This window comes from Acetobacterium sp. K1/6, from assembly GCF_034438075.1.
In the GTDB taxonomy this organism is placed as follows: domain Bacteria; phylum Bacillota; class Clostridia; order Eubacteriales; family Eubacteriaceae; genus Acetobacterium; species Acetobacterium carbinolicum.
In genome coordinates this window covers 59,955-76,964 of record NZ_JAXQGA010000009.1, presented here as the reverse complement: position 1 = coordinate 76,964, position 17,010 = coordinate 59,955, and the positions used below count along the sequence as shown (strand labels likewise).

General features: G+C 43.0%; 18 protein-coding genes. All 18 read left to right on the top strand.

Features of this window, described 5'->3' with window-relative positions; all coding sequences use genetic code 11:
* The first annotated feature begins 173 nt into the window (after positions 1-173).
* The 18 genes from modA (at position 174) to U2P91_RS09680 (ending at position 16,975) form a co-directional block, all read left to right on the top strand.
* A complete protein-coding gene (modA, locus tag U2P91_RS09765; RefSeq protein ID WP_322519542.1) occupies positions 174-968 on the top strand; it encodes a molybdate ABC transporter substrate-binding protein in 795 nt (264 codons plus the stop codon).
* 116 nt (positions 969-1,084) lie between these two features.
* Positions 1,085-1,768, top strand: coding sequence for a molybdate ABC transporter permease subunit (gene modB, locus U2P91_RS09760; RefSeq protein ID WP_111889714.1), 684 nt, complete (start codon positions 1,085-1,087; stop codon positions 1,766-1,768).
* Between the two features lie 4 nt (positions 1,769-1,772).
* A complete protein-coding gene (locus tag U2P91_RS09755; protein WP_322519541.1) occupies positions 1,773-2,846 on the top strand; it encodes a sulfate/molybdate ABC transporter ATP-binding protein in 1,074 nt (357 codons plus the stop codon).
* A gap of 162 nt (positions 2,847-3,008) precedes the next feature.
* On the top strand, positions 3,009-3,968 hold the full coding sequence (locus U2P91_RS09750) for a CHAD domain-containing protein (RefSeq protein WP_322519540.1): 960 nt from the start codon (positions 3,009-3,011) through the stop codon (positions 3,966-3,968).
* Between the two features lie 191 nt (positions 3,969-4,159).
* On the top strand, positions 4,160-5,068 hold the full coding sequence (gene nadA, locus U2P91_RS09745; protein ID WP_322519539.1) for a quinolinate synthase NadA: 909 nt from the start codon (positions 4,160-4,162) through the stop codon (positions 5,066-5,068).
* Between the two features lie 13 nt (positions 5,069-5,081).
* A complete protein-coding gene (locus tag U2P91_RS09740; RefSeq protein WP_322519538.1) occupies positions 5,082-6,380 on the top strand; it encodes an L-aspartate oxidase in 1,299 nt (432 codons plus the stop codon).
* Positions 6,358-7,206 (top strand): carboxylating nicotinate-nucleotide diphosphorylase, encoded by an 849-nt coding sequence (gene nadC / locus U2P91_RS09735; protein WP_322519537.1) that lies wholly within the window; start codon positions 6,358-6,360, stop codon positions 7,204-7,206. The genes U2P91_RS09740 and nadC overlap by 23 nt, the downstream gene beginning before the upstream one ends.
* A 27-nt stretch (positions 7,207-7,233) precedes the next feature.
* A complete protein-coding gene (locus U2P91_RS09730) occupies positions 7,234-7,746 on the top strand; it encodes a transcription repressor NadR (RefSeq protein ID WP_322519536.1) in 513 nt (170 codons plus the stop codon).
* Positions 7,747-7,888: 142 nt separating this feature from the next.
* On the top strand, positions 7,889-8,719 hold the full coding sequence (amrS, locus tag U2P91_RS09725; protein WP_414151248.1) for an AmmeMemoRadiSam system radical SAM enzyme: 831 nt from the start codon (positions 7,889-7,891) through the stop codon (positions 8,717-8,719).
* A 9-nt stretch (positions 8,720-8,728) separates the two neighbouring features.
* A complete protein-coding gene (locus U2P91_RS09720; RefSeq protein WP_322519535.1) occupies positions 8,729-10,243 on the top strand; it encodes a metallophosphoesterase in 1,515 nt (504 codons plus the stop codon).
* A 134-nt stretch (positions 10,244-10,377) separates the two neighbouring features.
* Complete coding sequence (locus tag U2P91_RS09715) at positions 10,378-11,763, top strand: sigma-54 interaction domain-containing protein (protein WP_322519534.1); 1,386 nt, start codon at positions 10,378-10,380, stop codon at positions 11,761-11,763.
* Between the two features lie 138 nt (positions 11,764-11,901).
* Positions 11,902-12,960, top strand: coding sequence for a 2,3-butanediol dehydrogenase (locus U2P91_RS09710; protein WP_111887861.1), 1,059 nt, complete (start codon positions 11,902-11,904; stop codon positions 12,958-12,960).
* Positions 12,961-13,182: 222 nt separating this feature from the next.
* Positions 13,183-13,470 carry a thiamine-binding protein gene (locus U2P91_RS09705; RefSeq protein ID WP_111887860.1) on the top strand — a complete coding sequence of 96 codons (288 nt, stop codon included), beginning with the start codon at positions 13,183-13,185 and terminating at the stop codon, positions 13,468-13,470.
* Positions 13,445-14,218, top strand: coding sequence for an ABC transporter permease (locus tag U2P91_RS09700; protein ID WP_111887859.1), 774 nt, complete (start codon positions 13,445-13,447; stop codon positions 14,216-14,218). The genes U2P91_RS09705 and U2P91_RS09700 overlap by 26 nt, the downstream gene beginning before the upstream one ends.
* Entirely contained in the window at positions 14,215-15,198 is a 984-nt protein-coding gene (locus U2P91_RS09695; protein ID WP_322519533.1) for an ABC transporter substrate-binding protein, read from the top strand. Before U2P91_RS09700 ends, U2P91_RS09695 begins: the two co-directional genes overlap by 4 nt.
* The gene (locus U2P91_RS09690; protein ID WP_111887857.1) at positions 15,179-15,931 is read left to right on the top strand and encodes an ABC transporter ATP-binding protein; all 753 of its coding nucleotides are present in this window, start codon (positions 15,179-15,181) and stop codon (positions 15,929-15,931) included. The genes U2P91_RS09695 and U2P91_RS09690 overlap by 20 nt, the downstream gene beginning before the upstream one ends.
* A gap of 324 nt (positions 15,932-16,255) precedes the next feature.
* Positions 16,256-16,558, top strand: a complete 303-nt coding sequence (locus tag U2P91_RS09685; RefSeq protein ID WP_111887856.1) for a DUF6506 family protein — start codon at positions 16,256-16,258, stop codon at positions 16,556-16,558.
* Positions 16,559-16,606: 48 nt separating this feature from the next.
* Complete coding sequence (locus tag U2P91_RS09680) at positions 16,607-16,975, top strand: Lin0512 family protein (protein WP_322519532.1); 369 nt, start codon at positions 16,607-16,609, stop codon at positions 16,973-16,975.
* Positions 16,976-17,010: the final 35 nt, after the last annotated feature.

The following is a 17,010-nucleotide window of genomic DNA, read 5'->3' as shown; positions in this document are numbered from 1 at the left end:
CAAGAATCGATGAATATAAAAGAAATAAAACAAGGTTCTTGATATCGGATAGTGTTGATAACGTGTTTTAAATAAAAACATGGAATGAATTGACTTTGAACCTGGTGTTTTGTATAATAAAAAACATCGAAACATAACAAAACATAATAAAAACACGAAAAAGGAGAAGCGAGATGAAAGCGTCGAAAAGAGGAATTGTACTGATCGCATTGGTATCAATGGTTTTTGCACTGGCAGGTTGTCAGTCAGCAGCCAAGGAGGAAGGTAATTCGGAACCGGTATCAATGACTATCTCAGCCGCTGCCAGTTTAAAAGATGCCATGACAGAAATTCAGGATTTATATGCCAAGGAGGAACCCGATGTAACGCTGGCAATTACATTTGGAAGTTCTGGTTCACTTGCCGAACAAATTCAACAAGGCGCTGATGTCGATGTCTTCTTGTCTGCATCCACGAAGTATATGAACAATTTAAAAGATGCTGAATTGTTAAGTAATGATACCATCAAAGAGCTGCTTGGCAATGATGTTGTTTTGATCGTACCTAAAGATTCTACCGCCACCATTACGGATTTTGCGCAAGTAGTTGATCCTTCGATTAAAAAAGTCGCTATTGGAGAACCTTCAACTGTGCCAGCTGGTCAATATGCAGTTGATGTTTTTAATCACTATAATGTAATGGATCAAATAACCGATAAATTAGTATATGGTAAAGATGTTAAAGAAGTATTAACCTGGGTTGAAACGGGAAATGTTGATGCCGGCGTTGTTTATTCAACCGATGCAAAGGTGTCTGATTCAGTTAAGACAATTGCGGTCGCTTCGGATGAATCACATAAAGCAATTATTTACCCAACAGCGGTGATTAAAACCAGTAAAAATTCAGAACCAGCACAAGCATTCATCGATTTTTTAAGTACGGACGCAGCTAAAGATGTTTTTGTTAAATATGGATTTAAAACACTCTAAATTTCAGCGTTAAAACAGAGGATTTAAGCCAGATTGCTTTTATAAACAGCAGCTAAAAGTAATGACATCGGTATAAAATTCAGGTTAATTAAGAAGTGTAGAAGGGAGTGAGGTGTATCAATTTCGATTTTTCACCAGCTTGGATTTCAATCAAAGTTACGCTAACAGCGACAACCATTAATTTTTTTCTGGGGATTAGTGTTGCATGGCTGATGACCAATTATAAAGGAAAATGGAGAGGTTTGATTGATGGTATTTTAACGCTTCCACTGGTCTTACCGCCAACAGTTGCAGGATTTGCCATCCTTCTTTTGATCGGGAAAAACGGTCCAATTGGTAATTTCTTATCAATATTTGGGGTAAATATTATCTTTTCCTGGTATGCGGCTGTGATAGCTGCCATTGTTGTGGCTTTTCCACTGATGTATAAAACGACGATGGGTGCATTTGAACAAATCGATCCCAATATCCTTAGTGCCGCCAGAACCCTTGGGGCATCGGAAAGAAAGGTCTTTTGGCGGGTAGCCGTTCCGGTTGCCAGGCCCGGGATTGCTGCCGCCACGGCATTGACATTTGCGCGATGTCTCGGCGAATTTGGAGCAACCCTGATGGTGGCCGGCAGTATTCCAGGAAAAACAGAAACCATTCCGGTCGCTATTTATTTTGCCACTCAGAGTGGCGAAATGAAGATTGCTCTGATCTGGGTGATGATTATCTTCGCCATTTCACTGACCGTTCTCGTGATTAATAATTACTGGGAAAGCTACAAAAAGAATCAGCAGCGGGGCTTGGGAGGGTGATTAAATGGAATTTTTAGTTGATATAAAAAAGAAACTCTACGGCTTCCAGCTTGATGTTAAACTACAGTCAAAAGAAGAGGTTATTGGTATTTTAGGGGCTTCCGGTTCGGGAAAAAGTATGCTGTTGCGCTGCATTGCCGGATTGGTTAAACCGGATCAGGGACAGATTATTATCAATGGCAAAACTTTCTTTGATTCAGAAAAAAGAATCAATCTTGCCATGGGAGAAAGAAAGGTAGGCTTCCTGTTTCAGAACTACGCGCTTTTTCCTAATATGTCCATTGAGGAAAATATTGCCTTCGGTCTTGATAAGCTGTCTAAGATCGAAATAAAGAATCGGGTCAGTGCTTTAATGGAAAAATATCATTTAGGTGATATTGGAAAACGCTACCCTTCCCAAATATCCGGGGGACAGCAACAACGGGTAGCCCTGGCCAGGGCGGTGGCGGTTGAACCGGATATTCTGTTATTAGATGAGCCATTTTCGGCATTGGATGTGCATCTCAGAAATCATATGATGCGTGAAATGGCGGAGTTGTTAAAAGATTTTCAGGGAATGACTCTCTTTGTCACCCATAATCGCGAGGAGGCTTACCGCCTGTCTGACTATATCGCGGTTTTTAACACCGGAAAGGTCGAAATCTATGGACAAAAAGATGATATCTTTAAATGGCCAGCATCGTTGGAGACGGCAAAAATCACCGGTTGTAAAAACATCGTGGCCGCAACCCGGCTTTCCGAAAATCGACTATATGTACCGCAGTGGGATATTTCACTTGCTACGGAAAAAAAAATAACAGCGGCGTCCGGTTATTTAGGAATCCGGGCTAATCAGGTTAAACTGGTGGACAAGCAGGAGGGCCAGCAGCAAAACAGTTTTCTGGTTTGGATTGCCGATGAAAGTGATGGGCCCTTTCGGACATCACTTTATTTAAAAATAGGTTGCTGCCCCAATAGTCGGGATGATTTTCATATTCAGTGTGAAATCAGCCGGGAAGAACGCAATCGCTTAGATAATCTTTGCGAACCCTTTGTCATTTATATCAACCCGGAATATGTGTTCTTTGTGGTTCACTGAATTTAACGGCCCGCTCATAATTTAAAACAGGAAGTCAGCCTTTGTTGATTTCCTGTTTTTATTTTCGATAAAAACAATCAATTAGATTATGGGTTTTAGGCACCGATGGGTATATAAATAAAAGCGCTAAAAATCATTAATATGAAAGGAAGGAAAATAGCGATGATGATGGAAAAGATGTCAGCCCTATTATTAGAAAACCAGGGACGATATGAAAAGGGGTTGTTACTTCCCCAGATACCGCCAATAAAATCAGTAAAAATTGTTAATCAATCAAGCCTGAATATAAAAGCAAAAAAAAAGGTGGGCGCATCGGTGGAGATTATCATGAAGAATGGCTTTAATGAAATCATAAATGCCTATGATGATTTTTTTGCAGATTATAGTGATCCGGAAGGGGTTCATCAGGTTCGGGTTAGAATTAGGAAGTTCAGGGCGATGCTGGCTTTTTTTAAGCCATTATTCAAAGGTGAAAGTTATCAGCGACAACAGGATACCTTGAGGAAAATGGGGCAGCAGTTTGGCGAAGTACGACAACTGGATGTTTTGCTGGAAGATCTTTTAAAAGTAAGAAAAAACACTAACCAGGAAATTAGCGACTTCGGAAAGCTGGAAGCCCATCTACTGAACAAGCGGGCCATCGCCTTTGAACACTTATTAGCCGATCTAAAAACCGATGCCTTTGCCCTGGATCTACTAGACCTTTGGGTATGGGAGCTCAATGATCCCTGGGATGAAGAGACGCCACTGCTTTTAGCGTCCCTTAAAGATTATACAAAAAAACAAATTGGCAATTGGCGCAAAAAAATCAAAAAGAGCATGAAAAGTCTCGATGTAAAAAATCAGCAAGCCGTTCACCGGGTTCGCATTAAAAGTAAAAAACTCCGCTATGCCATCGAAGCGCTGTCTTCCATTCTTGATCGGAAAACCCGCAAATCAATGGACGCGTTTGAAAAAATTCAGGACGATCTGGGCTATTTCCACGACGTTTTCGCCAACCAGCACTTACTCGAACAGCTCACTTCAGAAAGCAACGACGTTACGCTCCACTATCAGGCTGGCATCATTATCGGCGGGCAAATGATGGAAGGGAACCGAAAGATTAAAAAATTGATAAATTAAATAAAAACGTTAGACAAAAAGAGAAAGCAGTACCGACAATTGTCGCAACAGATTAACGATCAGTCGGTACAGTATTTCAACGATAACCATTAAATATCTGAAATAAACTTTACAGTCAGCTTGTCAGGTGTAAAGATAAGTGCTATACTTTTAATCATAAAAAACCGATTAAAAGGTGGAGGCATAAAAAATTGAAAGAGATCTTGTTAAAAATAGAAAAATTAAAAAAAGAAAAAGATGCGGTTATTTTAGCCCATTACTATGTCAGTGATGAAATTCAGGAAATTGCTGACTATGTCGGTGATTCCTATTATCTCAGTAAAATTGCTGTCGAGCTACCTCAAAAAGTGATTGTCTTTTGCGGGGTTACCTTTATGGGCGAAAGTGCTAAAATTCTCAGTCCTCAAAAAACGGTGATCATGCCGGAAGCCCTTGCTGATTGTCCGATGGCCCATATGGCTGCAATTGAGAAAATTAAGGAAGTTCGGGAAAACTATGAGGATCTGGCAGTGGTTTGCTATATCAATTCAACCGCCGAAATAAAAAAATTCGTGGATGTCTGTGTGACCTCATCTAATGCGCTAAAAATAGTCAGGGCATTACCCCAGCAAAACATCTATTTTGTGCCGGATGAAAACCTCGGCCGATACATTGCCAGCCAGCTTCCGGAAAAGAATTTTATCTTCAATGATGGCTATTGCCACGTCCATGATGAAATCATGATCGATGAGCTAGAAGAAGCCAAGGCTGCTCATCCCAACGCAGAGGTGCTCGTCCATCCCGAATGTACGCTGACAGTGATTGGTGCCGCCGATTATGTCGGAAGTACCTCAGGGATCATTGATTACGCCACTGCCAGTGACGCCGAAGAATTTATCATCGGGACAGAAATTGGTATTTTTTATCAACTGGAGAAAAATAATCCCGACAAAAAATTCTATCCGATCAATCAGAATCAGATCTGCCCCAACATGAAAAAAATCAGCTTGCATAAGGTGGCTCATGCCCTGGAAAACGGCATCAACCAGATAAATGTTGATGAACAAACCCGAACAAAGGCAGTTATGGCCCTGGAAAAAATGCTGGAACTGGCCCAATGAGCGAGCATATGCTATGAACGGGAAAACTGATATCATTGTCGTTGGAACCGGTGCTTCAGGTTTATTTTATGCTCTGAATACTCCGCCAAACAAACGGATCCTGATGATCACTAAAAGGGCGGTGGATGAAAGTGATTCTTATCTGGCCCAAGGTGGGATCTGTGTCTTAAGGGATACGGATGACTACGACAGTTTTTTCGAGGATACGCTAAAAGCCGGACACTATGAAAATGATCGCGCTTCGGTGGCTGTGATGATTCGCAGCTCCCCGGAAATCATTAAAAATCTGATTGATCTGGGTGTGACATTTGAAAAGGAAAACGGGGAACTGCTCTATACCAGAGAAGGGGCCCATTCCCGAGCCCGGATTCTCTACCATGAAGACCTCACCGGAAGAGAAATCACCAGTAAGTTATTGGCCCAGGTCAAAAAACGACCTAATATTACCATTATTGAAAACATGGCGATGGTGGATCTGATGTGTCAGGACAACTGCTGTAACGGGGTTGTGGCCAGTGATGGGACGGGTGCAATTCACATGTACCAATCCGACTATGTGGTTTTGGCCACCGGGGGACTGGGTGGCCTGTTTGATCGTTCCACCAATTTAGCACACCTTACCGGAGATGCCATCGCCATTGCCTTAAAACACCAGATTGAAGTGGAAAATATCAGCTATATTCAAATCCATCCCACCACCTTGTATTCCCGGAAGCCGGGGCGACGTTTTCTGATTTCTGAATCGGTCCGGGGCGAAGGTGCGGTACTCTATAACCGAAAAATGCAGCGTTTTGTCGATGAGCTCCTACCCCGAGACCTGCTGACCAAAGCCATTCATGAGCAAATGGAACAGGACGAAAGTGATTTTGTCTGGTTGTCAATGCAGGATATGGGCCCGGAAGTGATTAAAAATCGCTTTCCCAATATCTTTAAACATTGTTTGGACGAAGGTTACGATATTACCAGAGAGTGTATCCCGGTGACCCCGGCGCAGCATTATTTTATGGGTGGCATAAAAGTGGATCTGGAGAGCAGAACATCAATGGCTCATCTTTATGCTATCGGTGAAGTCAGTTGCAATCGCGTTCACGGTGCCAATCGGTTGGCCAGCAATTCGCTTCTGGAGAGTCTGGTCTTTGCCAAAAGAGCGGCTATTGACACCCATAATCATTACAACACCAGTGCGGTGCTAAAAAAAGCGCTACAGCTGGATGACTACAAAGATCTGGAACAGTTAAAAAGCGACTATAAAAAAATCATCCTGGACGAAATCGAAAGGAGTAAGGTCATTGAACGAATTGATAAAGCTTAACATTGATCCGCTTATTTTAGCGGCACTTAAGGAGGATATTACCAGTGAGGACATCACCACCAACGCCGTTATTAAAGCGGGGGTCAGAGCTCAAGTGGAGTTAATTGCCAAAGAAACCGGTATCATCGCCGGTTTGGCTGCTTATCAGCGGGTATTTGAGCTTCTGGATGGAAGCGCAACAATAGAAACTTTTTTTAGTGACGGCGATACCGTTAGACCCGGGGATCTTGTGGGGGTGGTGAAAGCTGATGCCCGAACCTTGCTCTCCGGTGAGCGCACCGCCCTTAATTATCTGCAACGGATGAGCGGCATCGCCACCCATACCCGGAAGCTGGCAGACTATTTAAGTGGGTCCAAAACCCGATTGCTGGACACCAGGAAAACCACGCCGAATATGCGGATTTTTGAAAAATATGCTGTCACGGTTGGGGGCGGATATAACCACCGCTATAACCTGTCTGATGGCATTCTCATTAAAGATAATCATATCAATGCCGCTGGTGGTGTAAAAGAAGCCATTGCCGCCACTAAAAAACAGGCCCCCTTTGTCCGCAAGATTGAGGTGGAAGTGGAAAATTTAACGATGTTGGAGGAAGCCCTGGAAGCAGGAGCCGACATCATCATGCTGGACAACATGGCGATCGATACCATGAAAGCAGCCATAAAAATCATGGCTGGTAGAGCACTAAGTGAATGTTCCGGGAATGTCACCGAAACGCGGTTAAAGGAGCTTAGCGATATTGGGGTAGACTTTATTTCCTGCGGTGCCCTGACCCATTCCTCACCGATTCTTGATTTATCGATGAAAAATCTGCAGCTTTTATAAGCTTTAAAAAAAAAAGGAGTGTCAGCTATGAAAAAAAAACAAAGACAGAACGATATCATCAAAACACTCCGCTCGTCCCAGGAACCCGTTTCAGGAACCGCCTTGTCCGAAATTTTCAAGGTTAGTCGACAAAGCATAGTTTCGGATATTGCGCTCCTGAAAGCTGCTCACTATAATATTATTTCCACGAATAAAGGTTACGTCATCGTCGATCCACCGCCAAAAGAAAAAGTGTTTAAAGTGTATCACAGCCACGAAGAAATTGGTGATGAGCTTTACACAATAATTGATGCCGGTGGTTTTGTGAAGGATGTTTTTATTATTCATGATCTCTATGGAAAAATTCAGGTTAATTTACTGCTGGCCACCCGGGCGGATGTGGACAAATTTGTAACCGGTCTCGAAGAAAAAAAGACCAGCCCGCTGATGAAGCTCACCGGCAAGGTTCACTTTCATACCGTGGAAGCAGCCTCAGAGGGGATTCTCTTAGCAGTTGAGAAAAGTTTGCAAGAAAAAGGATATTTAATCGCCGGACAGTGATTCTTAAAGCCGGGATTTGGGTATGAAACAAATAGCGTCAAAAAGAAGGAAGACATCAGGCGTTTTCCTTTTTTATTGGGTTAGAAACGATTATTTAAGGCGAGGATTAGTATCGTGCAATTAAACGAAGGGTGGAAAAACTGTGAGTAAAATAGCATGTCGGCTTTGTCCCCATCAATGCAAACTGGATGAGGGTGAGATTGGGTTCTGCCGGGCCCGAATTAACCGGTCTAAGGTCATTGAAGATCTGAATTACGGTGTGGTTACGGCCATCGCCTTGGATCCCATTGAAAAAAAACCATTACGCCATTTTTATCCGGGATCGAAAATTTTGTCGGTGGGGAGTTTTGGCTGTAATTTAAGGTGTTCATTTTGTCAAAACTACGAAATTTCGATGGCCGGATTGGGAGAAGCCCATGGCCGTAAAATGAGTCCACAAGGCCTAGTAGCTAATGCTCTCAGATTGGTGGGCGAAGGGAATATCGGGCTGGCTTATACCTATAATGAACCCCTGGTGGGTTATGAATTTGTACGAGATTGCACCCAGGAGACAAGAAAGAACGGGTTAAAAAATGTGGTGGTAACAAATGGCTACTTTTGCGAAGAAATTCTCCGGGAAATCCTTCCGGATATCGATGCTGTGAACATTGATCTAAAAGCATTCAATGAAACGTTTTATAAAAAGATCAGCGGCGATCTGGAAACGGTCAAAAAAACCATCAAATTAGCCAGTCAAACCACGCATGTCGAGGTGACCACGCTAATTGTCCCCGGAGAAAACGACAGTGACGACGAAATCCGGGCATTATCCCAGTGGCTGGCTTCGGTGGGGCGAGGTATTCCCTTGCATTTGTCCCGTTTTTTTCCACAATATGAAATGTTGGATCGGAATGCCACCGATATTTCCAGGATTTATCATCTGGCTGATATTGCCAGAGAATCGTTGGAATTTGTTTACACTGGAAATTGTTGAGGCAAGCCAATGGGAAATAAACGATCAAAAAAATCAAATCGCTTAGAAAAGCAATTAAAAGAAATACAACAGCTAATCAGTCCGGTTGCGGTACCAGTATCTGAGTGTCAAATGAATTTCTTCTCCGAAAAGGAAACCTACACCTTTTTCCTGGACCCGGTGCTTGCCACCAAGCCCCAGGTGGAAGACGCTAAAATCCTCAGGCACGCAAAAGATGGCTATGGGGGATGGATTGCAGAGTCGAATCAGGAACCGGAGATGCGGCTGGATCTGATGTCGGCTGACAATCAGTACCCGGCTCAAAACCAAGCGAAACAATTGCTCCATTTCTTTGCCATAACCGATATTCACATCACCGATGCTGAGCTTCCGGCCCACGGCATCTATTCAAAACATGGCGGCGGAATCGTGTCGGTATATTCAGAAATGCTGCACTATACCACCCACGTCCTGGATGGGGCCATTCATTCAGTTAATGCCATCCACCATCAAAATCCCTTTAATTTTGGTTTATCGATGGGTGATAATACCAACAATGCCATTTTTAACGAACTGCGGTGGTCGATAGACATTTTTGACGGTAAAGAAATAAATCTGGACTTTGGGATTAATCCCAATCCCCGGATTGGTCCGCGGAGGGATTTCTACGACGATTTTATGGCTGTCGGTCTGAATCGGCAGATTCCCTGGTATCAGATTATTGGTAATCATGATCATATCTGGCCGGATAAGCCAAAAGAAGCCCTGACTGATGATCCCAGTCGACGGTTTCTATCCCGAACCGAATGGATGCAGGAATTTTTTAACACTGAAACGACACCGATTGGTCATGGGTTTAAAGCCGAGAATCTAAAAACCGGTTTTGCCTGCTATAGTTTTGAGCCCCAAGAAGGGGTTCCCATCAAGGTTATTGTGCTGGATAACACCCAACGGGATGACGATCCCAATGTTAAAGGCTATGCCCATGGCTCCCTGGATCAGGAGCGTTTTGATTGGTTGATGGGCGAACTTGAGACGGGTCAGCGTGAGGGAAAGCTGATGATAATCGCCGCCCATATACCTATTGCGGTGGAATACCAGGAACCCTTAACGAAGCCGTTTATGTCCTGGAGCACGATTTCACCGGTGTCAGAACAGGAACTGATAAAAATGCTCCACGCCTATCCCAATTTGATCCTCTGGGTCTCTGGGCATCGTCATCGCAATACCATTACTCCGGTAATATCCCCAGATCCTAATCAGCCGGAACGCGGTTTTTGGGTGGTCGAAACGGCTTCCCTGCGGGATTTTCCACAGAATTTTCGAACCTTCGAAATCCTCAAAAACAGAGATGAAACGATTTCGATTGTCACCAAAAACATCAATCCAACCATCAAAGAAGGATCCTTTGCCAGTATTTCCCGCTCTTATGCGGTGGCTGCTCAGCAAATATTTAATGGCCGCACCGAACTCTTACCCAGCGGTTCCTATAATGGCGAATTACGGGTTAAGCTAACAAAAAACATGGCCGAAGCGATCGGGTAGCATCAGAGTGCCACATTCCATCAAAAAAGTGTTTGGGCCATGTAAAAAACAACAGGTGTCAGTCCGAAAAACGTTTGTTTCAGTTATAATGTGGCGTTTTTAGTTGAACTGGTGATTCATGTGGAGGTAAATTCATGGATATAAAGATGTTGATGGAAAAATTAAAAAACGGCGATACACTCACGCGAGAAATGCGATATGAGATTTTGGAGTCTTATAAATTAATTGATGTGGCATGGGATTCGATCCTTAACGGTTTGATAATCATTGATACTGATTTGAGAGTAAAAAAGTTCAATCACAAAATTTTAGAACTGTTTCAAATGCGTGAAGATGAAATCTTTAAGCTGGACATGAGCCATGTATTAAAAGATATAGATGTGGTAGACAATATTTTTATCAATAAACGAAAATTCGCGTATTCCGATATAACGCTTATTATCGGATTAAGAAAGATCGATTGTTTTATGGATATTACCCCGGTCGCTTTTAACGAAAAAGTAATCGGTGCTGTGCTTGTGATCAGGGAGTCAAAACAGGTGCGCAAAGAAATTAATAAATTGGTGGGTTTTCGGGCCAATTATACCTTTGATAAGATAATTACCAAAAATAAAACGATGCTGGAGCTGATCAATACCGCCAAAAGAATTTCGAAAACAGACTGTTCGGTGCTCATCGAAGGGGAAAGCGGCACTGGAAAAGAATTGTTTGCTCAATCCATCCATAACGAAAGCCAACGACGAAATGGCCCTTTTATTGCGATTAATTGTGCGGCCATTCCGAAGGAGCTGGTTGAGAGCGAGTTTTTTGGCTATGAAACGGGTTCATTTACCGGTGCCATTAAAGGCGGAATGCCAGGAAAATTTGAGCTGGCCAATGGCGGAACGCTGTTTCTCGATGAAATTGGTGAAATACCGATGGAAATACAGCCAAAATTATTACGCGTTTTGGATGAAAAGAAAGTGATGCGAATTGGCGGAAATTATCAAAGGAAGCTTGATGTTCGTATTATTGCGGCAACCAATCGGAATTTACTCAATGAGATGTCCAAGGATGCCTTTAGGCAGGATTTGTATTTCAGGCTTAATGTTATCAACCTGAGATTGTTGCCACTAAAAAGAAGGCGCGAAGATATTCTGGTGCTTGGTCAATATTTTCTGGAACAGTTAAATCAGGAAAACAGTGAGGTTAATAAATATTTCACTGAGAAATTTGTAAAAAAACTTCAGGCGTACAAGTGGGAAGGAAATGTCAGAGAACTAAAAAATATTGTCCAGCGGGGTTACTATATGTCGATGAGTGATCAGATTGACGATATTGAGGCGCTGGCAAAAGAAAAAGAGGATCATTATCATAAGAGTGAAGGCGAAACGCTAAAAGATTTGGAAAGAAACAGCATTGAACACGCGCTGCTTCTTAATAAAGGAAATGCCGTAAAGGCGGCCGAAGAGCTCCGCATCAGTAAGGCCACCATCTATCGAAAAATAAAAGCCTATGATATTCATGTCCATAGTGTCTAAGCTTTTTTAAATCCTAAGATCTGGCATGATAATTGCTATAAACATAGATTCAATATCAAATGAATTCGATTGGAGGTTAAGGTTATTCAGGTTTTGATATTGGATTTATGTGAAAGATCAGATTGAAAGGAGAAAATAATGAAAGCCGCAGTATGGTATGGGAAAAAAGATGTCAGAGTGATGGATGTTCCTGAGCCCAAGTTACCGGGAGAAAATTTTGTAAAAATTAAAGTCGAATGGTGTGGAATATGTGGTTCTGATTTACATGAGTATCTTGCAGGACCAATCTTTATACCAACGACGACGCCTCATCCACTAACTGGTGGAACGGCCCCAATTACGTTAGGCCATGAATTTTCAGGCACGATTGTTGAGGTTGGTTCTGATGTGAAAAAATTCAAAGTTGGTGACAAGGTTGCTCCAGATGCCTGTCAGGTTTGTCATGAATGCAACCCCTGTAAATTAGGGAAGTATAATGTTTGTGAAAAACTGGCGTTTACTGGTTTGATGACGGATGGCGCTTTTGCAGAGTATGTTGTTGTTCCGGACTATACCTTATATAAGATGCCGGATGAAATGTCTTTTGAAGCAGGTGCATTAATCGAACCACTTTCTGTTGGCATTCATGCCGTACGTTCCGGTCCACTAATTGAAGGGGAAAGTGTCGTAATTTTTGGCGCCGGAACAATTGGACTCTGTACACTTCTTGCTGCTAGAGCCGCCGGTGCTGGAAAAATCTATGTCGTGGAAGTGGCCAAAGCGAGAAAAGAATTTGCTGCAAAAATGGGCGCTCACGAAGTTCTGGATCCGACCGAAATTGATATCAAGGCCCGGATTTTGGAATTGACAGACGGAATCGGCCCAGATGTTGTTTTTGAATGTATCGGAAGCGATAAGGTAACTCCGACAGCCATTGAAGTGGCAAGAACGGGTGGGAAAATTATTCTTAGTGGGATCTATGAAAGAGAAACCAGCCTTCAGATTAATACGATTGTATTCACGGATAAGACTGTAATTGGTTCATTAGCTTATGCCGGAGATTTCAAAACAGCCATTGATTTAGTATCTGACGGGCGGATTGATATTTCGCCGCTGGTGACAGGAAGAATCGGTATTGATGATATTATTGAAAAAGGATTTGAAGAGCTCGTTAACAGAAAAGATGAGAATGTCAAAATCATTGTAAAACCATATTGATGACTGTTTACATGTTTTAACACAATTTTTTTCTCGAAATGAGATTTATGTCTCATTTCGAGAAATTTTATGAGACAAATAAGAAGTGACAGCAAGAATAAAACCAGTAAAGAAAAAAATGTGGTAAAATAATAATTGTTGGCACGAAAAGTGCTTATTTAAAATACAACGAATCAGATCTTTGATTCGTTGTATTTTAAATATGTCATGGAGGTGAGAATTTTGGCAAAAGTGAATCTAAGCTTACAGGTTTTACCGGTGGTACCGGATTGTGAAATTTATTATGTCGTGGACCAGGTGATTGAAATGATCAGTCAGACCGGGCTTAACTATGTCGTTGGTCCCTTTGAGACATCCATTGAAGGTGAGCTCGATGATCTTCTGGATATTGTTAAGCGGGCCCAGTCGATCTGCATCAAGCACGGTGCCGAGCGGGTGGTTTCAATCGTGAAAATTGATTACAAGGAAGAAGGCGTCACAATTGATGAGAAAGTATCAAAATATCAGTGACAAGCTTATCCCCATTATTTTTATTCTGGCCATTCTGATCTTGTGGGAGTTGGTAGTTAACCTGGGTGTCGTGGAACGTTACACCCTGCCATCACCCTCGGATATCGTCAATGCCCTGATCGTCAATGGGTCAGATATTATGATGCACACCGGGGTAACCTTTTTTGAAGGGATGACCGGTCTTCTGGCGGCTGTTTTTTTAGCACTGATTATGGCTGTTGCGATGGATCAGTTTCCGATGGTTAAAAAAGCAATCTACCCGGTTCTGGTGATCTCGCAAACGGTGCCAATAATCGTTATTGCACCGCTGCTGGCGATGTGGTTTGGCTTTGGAATTGCCCCAAAAATATTTGTGGTGGTGCTGGTTTGCTTTTTTCCTATTACCGTCAACCTGATTGAAGGTCTTCAAAGTGTCGATGGAGAACTCATTAATCTGGTTCGATCCATGGGTGCCACAAAAGGGCAGATCTTTGCAAAAATAAAATTCCCCAGTGCTCTGCCCTATTTTTTCTCAGGTCTTAAAATTGCGGCTACCTACAGTATTATGGGAGCGGTCATCGGGGAATGGCTGGGCGGGAAAGCCGGGCTGGGGGTTTATATGTTAAGAGCAAGGCATGCCTTTGCACTGGACCTGGTTTTTGCGTCAATCGTGGTAATTGTAATCTTGTCGATCATATTATTTTACGGCATTGCGGGGATTCAAAGGGCCCTGATGCCCTGGGAAAAATTAAAGGAGGAAGAGGAATGAAAAGAAAATTATTACTGCTGTTATTACTGCCAATAGGAATTATTCTGATTGCTTTAACAGGGTGTACACCCAAAAGTGAAGAAAAGATTACCGTGGTTCTGGATTGGGTCCCCAATACCAATCATACCGGTTTATATGCGGCAAAGGAGTTGGGCTATTTTGAAGAAGAAGGTCTGGAAGTTGAGATTATTCAACCAAGCGAAGGTGGCAGCGCCGATTTGATTGCCGCCGGACAAGGAGAGTTTGGGGTCAGCTATCAGGAACAGGTGACCTATGCCAGAACCGCTGCTAATCCGCTGCCGATTAAAGCCATTGCGGCTATTATCCAGCATAACACTTCCGGTTTTGCTTCGCCGGTGGATCGCAACATTCTTAGTCCTAAAGATTTCGAAGGAAAAAAATACGGCGGCTGGGGTTCCCCCATGGAAGTCGCCACCTTAAAGGGGTTGATGGAAGGGGATAACGCCGATTTTAGCAAGCTTGAAATCGTTGATATCGGCGCGATGGATTATTTCGCTGCTGTTAAAGATCATGTCGATTTTACCTGGATTTTTTATGGCTGGGCCGGGGTTTCTGCCGAGCTTAAGAATGAGCCGATTAATTTTATTAAACTTCAGGATGTCGATAAAAACCTGGATTATTATACCCCGGTGATTATTGCCAGTGAAGACTATCTAAAAAGTAATCCGGAAACAGCTAAAAAATTCTTGCGGGCAGTGACGAAAGGCTACCAGTATGCGATTGATAATCCTGAAGCGGCAGCAGATCTATTACTGATCGACAACCCTGAAATTGATCGGGCGTTGGCGGTGTCGTCGCAGCAATATCTGGCTGGTGAGTATCAGAGTGATGCCGAAAAATGGGGTGTCATGAGTCTTGACATTTGGGAAAACTATGGGAAATGGATGAATGATCAAGGCTTGCTGGAGAACCAGTTAAAAGCCGATGAGGCCTTTACGAATGAATACCTACCAGAATAATTGTGTTCTTAAAGTTGCGGGAGTAACCAAGGAGTATAACCATAAAAATATCATCGAAGATATTCATATCGATCTCAATCAGGGTGAATTTGTCTCGGTGTTGGGTCCCAGTGGCTGTGGCAAAAGCACGCTCTTTAACGTTATTGCCGGGCTACTAAAACCAGAAGCAGGGAGGATTATTATAAACGGCAAAGAGGTTACGGGGGAAACCGGTGTGGTCAGCTATATGTACCAGAAGGATCTGCTGCTGCCCTGGCGTAACGTCATTGACAATGGCATCTTACCCCTGGAAATTCGTGGAATACCCAAAAAAGAAGCCCGCGAAAAGGTGAAAGAGATGCTGGCGGTTTTTCAACTGGAGGAAGATGGAAAAAAATATCCGATCCAATTGTCCGGCGGGATGAAACAACGGGTGTCACTGCTGCGGACCACGATGTTTTCAAAGGAAATCATGCTATTGGATGAACCCTTCGGGGGGCTGGATGCCATTACCCGGCTGAAAATGCAGGAGTATCTGCTGGAAATACTAGCAAAAATCAAGGGTTCTGTTTTATTTATTACCCATGATATCGACGAAGCCATCTTCCTGTCCGATCGGATCTATATCATTAACGGATCACCCGCCCATATCGTTGAAGAAATAGCGGTGCCGGTTAAACATGCCAGTCCCGAGGTGATGATGACCTCCCCAGAATTGCGCAAACTGCGCAGCGACATTTTAAAACGATTATAAAAATCTGCGGGCGAGCAATGCTCGCCCCAACGAACCGGGGATGTCAGATTAAACAATCCAAACAGCATCCTTTTGTAGGGGCGGTTATTAACCGCCCCTAAGAAAAGCAGTCTCAATTTTGAGACTGCTTTTCTCATTATGAGATTCAAATTCTCATAATGAGAAAAGAAACACCGAACAATTTGCGAAAAAAAATCACCTGTTCTTTCAAAAAACCGAAATTAACACCATCTTAAGTAAACGTTTAAATAAAGGAGCGGGTCAGTATTTTTGGCACGAAAATTGCTCTATATCTAAGCAACTTGAAAACAAGGAGGTTTGCATATGGCGTTAAAGGCAGCATTTATTTTTATTGCTCCCAATGCCGATCCGGCCATTCATCGGTCGACGGTTGAAACAGAAGCAGTAACACTGATTTCGGTGGGTGTCTCATCTTACGAAGGTGCAGTTGAGACAGCAAAAAAGCTGGTGGATGAAGGGGTTGGCGCCTTTGAACTATGTGGCGGGTTTGGACATCGGGGAACGGCAATGATTAGCGAAGCCGTCAAAGGAAAAGCTGCGGTTGGTGTGGTTCGATTTGATAGCCATCCTGGTTTGGAGAATAAAAGCGGGGATGATATTTTTTAGTGAAAGATTAAGCATCTGTTAAGATGCGAAGGTGAGAAAAGGTGGGAGGTGATTCGGATTAAAAAGTTCATCATTGAATTTGGAATGGGGATGGATTTTCATGGACAGGATGTCAACAAGGCGGCAGCAAAAGCCATTAAAGACGCCATTTCCCGAAGCTGCCTGATCGGGCTCCATGAGATCCATGGATTAACGGAAGAGAATCTCAATGAAAAGATGATGATTGAGGCAATTATTGGCGTATCGCGGCCCCAGGATTTGGATCAGGAAGCGCTCAAAAAACTCTTCCCGGTGGGAACGGTAACCATTATAGCAGAGAAAGGAGGACTAACAACTGCCGGACTTTTTTTCCCCGGCTTTGGTGATGCCAATAACACGATCGAAGCAGCCATTGTGTGTGTGACAGTGAGCGTGTAGATTACCCTTGTGATTGTAAAGATTCCCAAGTAAAG